General features: G+C 44.4%; 7 protein-coding genes. 3 read left to right on the top strand and 4 right to left on the bottom strand.

Annotated features, from left to right (window positions below; genetic code table 11):
- Nucleotides 1-107: 107 nt before the first annotated feature.
- On the bottom strand, nucleotides 108-974 hold the full coding sequence (locus ACEW8S_RS11340) for a hydroxymethylglutaryl-CoA lyase (RefSeq protein ID WP_373518266.1): 867 nt from the start codon (nucleotides 972-974) through the stop codon (nucleotides 108-110).
- A gap of 31 nt (nucleotides 975-1,005) precedes the next feature.
- On the bottom strand, nucleotides 1,006-1,632 hold the full coding sequence (locus ACEW8S_RS11345; RefSeq protein WP_373518267.1) for a LysE family translocator: 627 nt from the start codon (nucleotides 1,630-1,632) through the stop codon (nucleotides 1,006-1,008).
- Between the two features lie 51 nt (nucleotides 1,633-1,683).
- Between ACEW8S_RS11345 and ACEW8S_RS11350 the strand changes: the two genes are divergently transcribed.
- The gene (locus tag ACEW8S_RS11350; RefSeq protein ID WP_373518268.1) at nucleotides 1,684-2,109 is read left to right on the top strand and encodes a Dabb family protein; all 426 of its coding nucleotides are present in this window, start codon (nucleotides 1,684-1,686) and stop codon (nucleotides 2,107-2,109) included.
- Between the two features lie 49 nt (nucleotides 2,110-2,158).
- Here ACEW8S_RS11350 and ACEW8S_RS11355 read toward each other — a convergent pair whose 3' ends face one another.
- A complete protein-coding gene (locus tag ACEW8S_RS11355) occupies nucleotides 2,159-3,208 on the bottom strand; it encodes a quinone-dependent dihydroorotate dehydrogenase (RefSeq protein WP_373518269.1) in 1,050 nt (349 codons plus the stop codon).
- A gap of 99 nt (nucleotides 3,209-3,307) precedes the next feature.
- Nucleotides 3,308-3,748 (bottom strand): hypothetical protein, encoded by a 441-nt coding sequence (locus ACEW8S_RS11360; RefSeq protein ID WP_373518270.1) that lies wholly within the window; start codon nucleotides 3,746-3,748, stop codon nucleotides 3,308-3,310.
- Nucleotides 3,749-4,050: 302 nt separating this feature from the next.
- On the opposite strand from ACEW8S_RS11360, the gene xseA reads away from it, so the two are divergent.
- Both xseA and xseB read left to right on the top strand, forming a co-directional pair.
- Nucleotides 4,051-5,451: an exodeoxyribonuclease VII large subunit gene (xseA, locus tag ACEW8S_RS11365; RefSeq protein WP_373518271.1), complete on the top strand. Its 1,401-nt coding sequence runs from the start codon at nucleotides 4,051-4,053 to the stop codon at nucleotides 5,449-5,451.
- Nucleotides 5,452-5,456: 5 nt separating this feature from the next.
- A complete protein-coding gene (gene xseB, locus ACEW8S_RS11370; RefSeq protein WP_373518272.1) occupies nucleotides 5,457-5,684 on the top strand; it encodes an exodeoxyribonuclease VII small subunit in 228 nt (75 codons plus the stop codon).
- Nucleotides 5,685-5,768: the final 84 nt, after the last annotated feature.

The raw sequence follows: 5,768 nt of genomic DNA on the forward strand, positions 1-5,768 counted from the left end.
AGAAAAACAAGGTGATGTAGCTGAGAATACAACGCCATGCTTCTTGTCGAAAAAAAGGATAAAGTTGGGCTTTTCGGCCTTTCATTAGAGCGGGAACGTCATGCAAATCAATGGAAAACCGAAAATAGCTCCGTAGCCTTATTGTAGGCGGCTTCGAAAACCATCCAATTTACCCCTGAATCCGCTTTTGCAGCCGTGAAATAGGATAGCATTTTTTCGGTCGGCATATTGCCCGTCAGTTCGTTTTTGGCCATGGGGCAACCGCCGAAACCCTGTACCGCGCCATCGAACCGACGACATCCGGCATTATAGGCGGCATGCACTTTTTCATGCCATTGGGTCGGGGTCGTATGTAAATGCGCCCCAAATTCGACATCACGATATTTGGGAATCAAATGCGAAAAAAGATAATCGATGTCTTCAGGGGTAGATGTTCCGACCGTATCGGAAAGTGAAAGTATTTTCACGCCCATATCAGCCAATTTTTCCGTCCACTCCCCTACGACCTCGACATCCCAAGGGTCGCCGTAAGGGTTACCGAAGCCCATGGAAATATAAGTCACGACTTGCTTGTTCGTACCATCGGCAATGTTTAGGATTTCCCGAAGGATGTCTACCGATTCCGCAATGGTTTTATGGGTATTCCGCATCTGAAAGTTCTCGGAAATGGAAAAGGGATAGCCCAGGTAATCTATTTCAGGATGTTCGAATGCATCCTGTGCCCCTCGGACATTGGCAACGATAGCCAACAGTTTACTTTTCGTTTTTGACAGGTTCAGTTGCGCCAGCACGTCGGCCGTATCGACCATTTGGGGGATAGCTTTCGGGGAAACAAAACTTCCAAAATCCAAGGTATCGAAACCACAACCCAACAGGGATTGAATGTACTTCACTTTTTCCGCTGTGGGAATAAAGGCCTTGATACCTTGCATGGCATCACGGGGACATTCAATCAGTTTTACTTTTTCGGACATTGGGAATTCGATAATCGTATCAAATTTACTATTATTTCTCCGATAGCAGCAGATACAAAGCAATACCGATGAATACGATAATCTGTAACCATTTCAGCACCGGGCCGACATTTTTATTGTGGACAAGAAATTTGGATATGGTTCCCGAAAGAACGGCTATCCCGCAAAAAATAACCCCTGACACGAACATGAATACTAGTCCTAGTGCATAAAACTGAAGTACTGTACTTAGGGTATCACTGAATAAAAATCCTGGAAAAAAAGCCAAAAAGAAGATGGTGACCTTTGGGTTGAGCACGTTCATGACAAAACCCTGTTTGAACAGTTGCCCTAATCCCTTTTTAGGCCCCTTCTCTCCCGAAATTTCCAGGGCCGAATCGCTACGATACACAATAATGGCCAAATAGAGCAAATAAACCGCCCCAAGAATTTTGATGCCTAGGAACAAGGCATCGCTTTCCCGAATAATTACGGATAGACCGAAAGCTAGCAAAGTGGTATGCACCAAACAGCCCGATATGAGTCCCGCTGTGGTTGCCAAACCGTATTTTTTGCCATTCGCCAAACTTTGGGTCAGCACATATAAATTGTCAGGACCAGGAGAAATAGCCAATGCGGCGGTCGCAAGGGAAAAGGCGTATAGGGTTTCGTAATTCAAGTGTCAAAGTAACGGCTCTTTTTCATATCTTGGCATCAAATACAGTAAATTATGAAACCTATATATCGGGCAATCACTTTATTTCTAGTTATTATCTCCTTAACTTTGGTTTCCTTCAATTGGAAGTATTTAAGATCGGATAAGACAGAAACGACCATGCAACAAGACAGCGTTTTACGTCACGTAGTGATGTTCAAATTTAAGGAAAGTGCCTCAAAGGATGATATCCGCAAGGTTCAGGATGCTTTTAGCGCACTGCCATCGAAGATTCCACAGATTCATTCCTACGAATGGGGCACCAACAATAGTCCGGAGGGACTTGACAAAGGGTTTACACATATTTTTTTCCTGACCTTCGAAAGCGAGGAAGACCGGGCCGTTTATCTGCCACATCCCGACCATAAGGCGTTCGGTGAAGTTCTAGGGCCGCATTTGGAGGATGTTCTGGTGTTGGATTATTGGTCTAGTAAGGAGTAACCATTTGATCGTGTAAATATTCAAGGTCCAATGTTGCCTTAAGTTAGGTTCAATTTCGTGCCTCATACCTTTTTAATATCGCCTTATTTATCCTTTTGACAAGACCCGGCCCTTCATAGATAAATCCCGTATATAGTTGGATCAGATCTGCGCCGGCATCCAATTTTTCGAGGACATCTTCGGGGGAATGGATACCTCCTACCCCGATAATAGGAAAGGCTTTATTGCTTTTCTCCGTTAAGAACCGGATGACTTCGGTGCTTCTTTGCGTCAAGGGCTTTCCGCTCAGGCCACCTGTTTCTTTGGTCTGCACTGCGTCCGATTTTAGATTATTACGGACAATGGTGGTGTTGGTGGCGATTACACCGTCGATTTTGGTGGTTGCAACAATAGATATAATATCGAGGAGTTGGTCGTCCGTTAAATCTGGAGCGATTTTTAAGAGGATTGGCTTTTCTTTGACAGATTGCTTTTCCGCATTAATCGTGTTTCGACCCTTAAGCTGACGCAACAAAGCTGTCAATGGCTCTTTGTCTTGAAGTTCGCGCAACCCCGGGGTGTTTGGCGAGCTGACATTGACCACAAAATAATCTACATGGTCGAAGAGGGCATCGAAACAGATCAGATAATCAGATACGGCGTCGGCATTGGGCGTGACCTTGTTCTTTCCGATATTACCCCCAACTAAAACACGATGTTTTTTTTTCAGGCGTTCGACGGCATCCAAAACGCCCTGATTGTTGAAGCCCATTCTATTGATGATGGCTTGGTCAGGTTTCAAGCGGAAAAGTCTTTTTTTAGGGTTTCCCTCTTGAGGTTTTGGGGTTAACGTACCTATTTCCACAAAACCGAAACCGAAGTCCGAAAGTTCATTATAGAGTTTGGCATCCTTGTCAAAGCCGGCGGCCAATCCCACTGGATTTTTGAAGCGGATGCCGAAAACATCCCGCTCCAGACGTTTATCCTCCAAACCATATATCATCCTAAAAATACCTGAAAAACCGATATTGGAAAGAAAATGGACAAGGGAAAAAGTCAGGTGATGGGCGCGCTCCGCATCCAAAAGAAAAAAAAGGGGGCGAACGAAAATTTTGTACATAGACGACCGAGTGGTTTTGTCAAAAGTACAAACTTTAGAAAAAAGTTTATGGGTTTATTACTTTAGAAGTTTATCGGGATAGGAATGCTAAAGTGTCTTTTATTCCGGGTCGATAGAATCGTTATAAATTTTTGGGACAACGTCAATCGGCCTGCGAATCGCAGCCTTACAAAGTAGGAGATAACGCTCGTATTGTTTGGCGTTGAACTCCGACAGGAGTTTTTTATCGCTTTCATAGGAAGCCGTAACGATTTTTTGCTGCAATACTTTGTATTTGTCGGCAAGTTTTATCAATTCTTCCTCGGTGCTTTGCGGGTGTTCGGCCAAAAGTTTTTCGATTTGTTCTTCCAGATGTCCAGTTTCCACTGCAAGAAGTCTCTGCAAGGTTTCCATGGTCGCAACCTGGGCTTCGTTCAATTGAAACACCGTAACCATGGTTTCGGCATGCTTTCCACCGATGTCCAAAGTGCAGTTTTGGGCTTGCACCGATCCGGTAAGGAATACCAGCGAAATACCCAAAATGTTCAAGAAATTTTTCATTCTCTTCGTATTGATTACGGCAAGATACTAGTAACGAGCGAAATGGTAAGCTCTTTGAAGGCCTTTTCGTTTTCGATTAAATGTTCGATTTTCCAATCGTTCGTAGGAAACTTTGTAAGGTTTCTCTTTTAGTTAAACGTATTTTTTGGGGAATAGTATATCTGACCCTTTGCAAATATTGAAAATCTAAACTTATCTTTGACCTCTCCTGAATAGTCCTCTTGTGGGTTTTGAATCAGGTAGTATCAACGGTTGCAATTGCCATAGTCCAGACCACTGGATAAATCCGAAACACCACCCTGATGTCCGAAAAATTAAACGGCAAACAAATATTCTCCCTGCTCGAGGTAACAAAAAGCATCCAAAAGACGATTGCCAATCGCTACCAAACTGCCTTTTGGGTAAAGTCGGAGATGAACAAACTGAACCATTATCAAAGGTCGGGGCACTGCTATCCTGAACTGGTGGAAAAGAAAGGGGGGAAGGTCATCGCCCAAATCAGCGCTATTTTATGGAAGGGGGATTATCAAAGGATCAATACCAACTTTCATCGGGTACTTAAAGAGCCGCTCAAGGACGGCATCAAGATTTTGTTCTCCGCCACAATTAATTTCGACCCCAAATATGGTTTGACATTACAGATCAACGATATCGACCCAAGCTTCACCTTGGGCGACCTTGAAAAGGAAAAACAGGATACTATCCACAGACTACGGCTTGAGGGTATTTTCTCCAAAAACAAGCAGCTTGAACTTCCGGTATTGCCACAACGAATAGCCATTATTTCCGTAGAGACCAGCAAAGGGTATGCGGACTTTATCAACGTATTCGCATCGGCGGGCAGTAGCTGGAACTATAGGTTCTTCCAATATCTCTTTCCCTCACTTCTACAGGGCGATAATGCGGTACGAACCATAATCGCACAATTGGGAAACATCAGAAAAGTCATCCATCATTTTGATGTGGTGGCCATCGTTAGGGGCGGCGGTGGTGATATCGGATTATCCTGTTACAACAACTACGACCTGGCCAAAGAAATTGCGGAATTTCCCATCCCCGTGATTACCGGTATCGGCCATTCCACCAACGAAACGGTCGCGGAACTGATAGCCCATGAAAATGCCATCACCCCTACCAAGTTGGCAGAGTTCTTGATCCAAAAGTTTCACGATTTCTCCGTGCCCGTCCATAAGGCGGAAGAAAAAATCAGTGACCGGAGCCGGCGATTGATCCGGGACGCAAAAACCAATTTCGCGGCCGAAGTAAAATGGTTGCGTTCGGTTACCCGGAATATACTGGACCAAAAAAAGAACCAGGTCATGCAGCAGGCACAATCCCTTTCGCAGCAATCCCGTTTTCGGTTCGGAAACGAAAAGAAGGTGTTGACCTCTGCAGGAGAAGACATCAGGAGAGGTACCTACCAATTCTGTGCGGCCGAAAAGCATCATATTTGGCAACTCACGGCAAACCTGAAAAAGGATATTCAACGGCAGCTCGAACGAAAGTCACTGCGCTTGAAGAATGTAGAAAAGAACATTCACAATCTCAGTCCGCAAAACGTACTTAAAAGAGGCTATAGTATCACCCAATTGAACGGGAAATCGGTACGCTCCCCAAATCAGGTAAAAGTAGGCGATTCGCTTACGACGGTCTTGTACGAAGGCAGCGTTTCGAGTACGGTTAATTCAACTAAAAAACCCTAGAAAAAATGAACGAAAACGACCATCCTAAATATACGGAAGCCTTTGAAGAATTACAGGAAATCGTCACTGAAATCGAGCAAGGTGAAATTTCGGTGGACGAGCTTTCCGAAAAAGTAAAAAGGGCATCCCATTTGATCGCTATCTGCAAAAACAAGCTCGCTACGACCGAAGAAGACGTGAACCAGATTCTACGGGAGCTTGACTCGGCATCCGACAAAACCAACGGGGACTAAGACCGGTTACGTACGCTTCCAAAAATAGGGGGTTAATAGGATAAGCACGGTAAAAAGCTCTAACCTTCCCGCAAGCATAAGAAA

The organism is Pricia sp. (assembly GCF_041745955.1).
GTDB lineage: Bacteria > Bacteroidota > Bacteroidia > Flavobacteriales > Flavobacteriaceae > Pricia.

Excerpts from the sequence above, each read along its gene's own strand:
- ACEW8S_RS11340 (WP_373518266.1), bottom strand. The coding sequence starts at position 974 with ATGTCCGAAAAAGTAAAACTGATTGAATGTCCCCGTGATGCCATGCAA.
- ACEW8S_RS11355 (WP_373518269.1), bottom strand. The coding sequence starts at position 3,208 with ATGTACAAAATTTTCGTTCGCCCCCTTTTTTTTCTTTTGGATGCGGAG.
- ACEW8S_RS11350 (WP_373518268.1), top strand. The coding sequence starts at position 1,684 with ATGAAACCTATATATCGGGCAATCACTTTATTTCTAGTTATTATCTCC.
- xseA (WP_373518271.1), top strand. The coding sequence starts at position 4,051 with ATGTCCGAAAAATTAAACGGCAAACAAATATTCTCCCTGCTCGAGGTA.
- ACEW8S_RS11360 (WP_373518270.1), bottom strand. The coding sequence starts at position 3,748 with ATGAAAAATTTCTTGAACATTTTGGGTATTTCGCTGGTATTCCTTACC.
- xseB (WP_373518272.1), top strand. The coding sequence starts at position 5,457 with ATGAACGAAAACGACCATCCTAAATATACGGAAGCCTTTGAAGAATTA.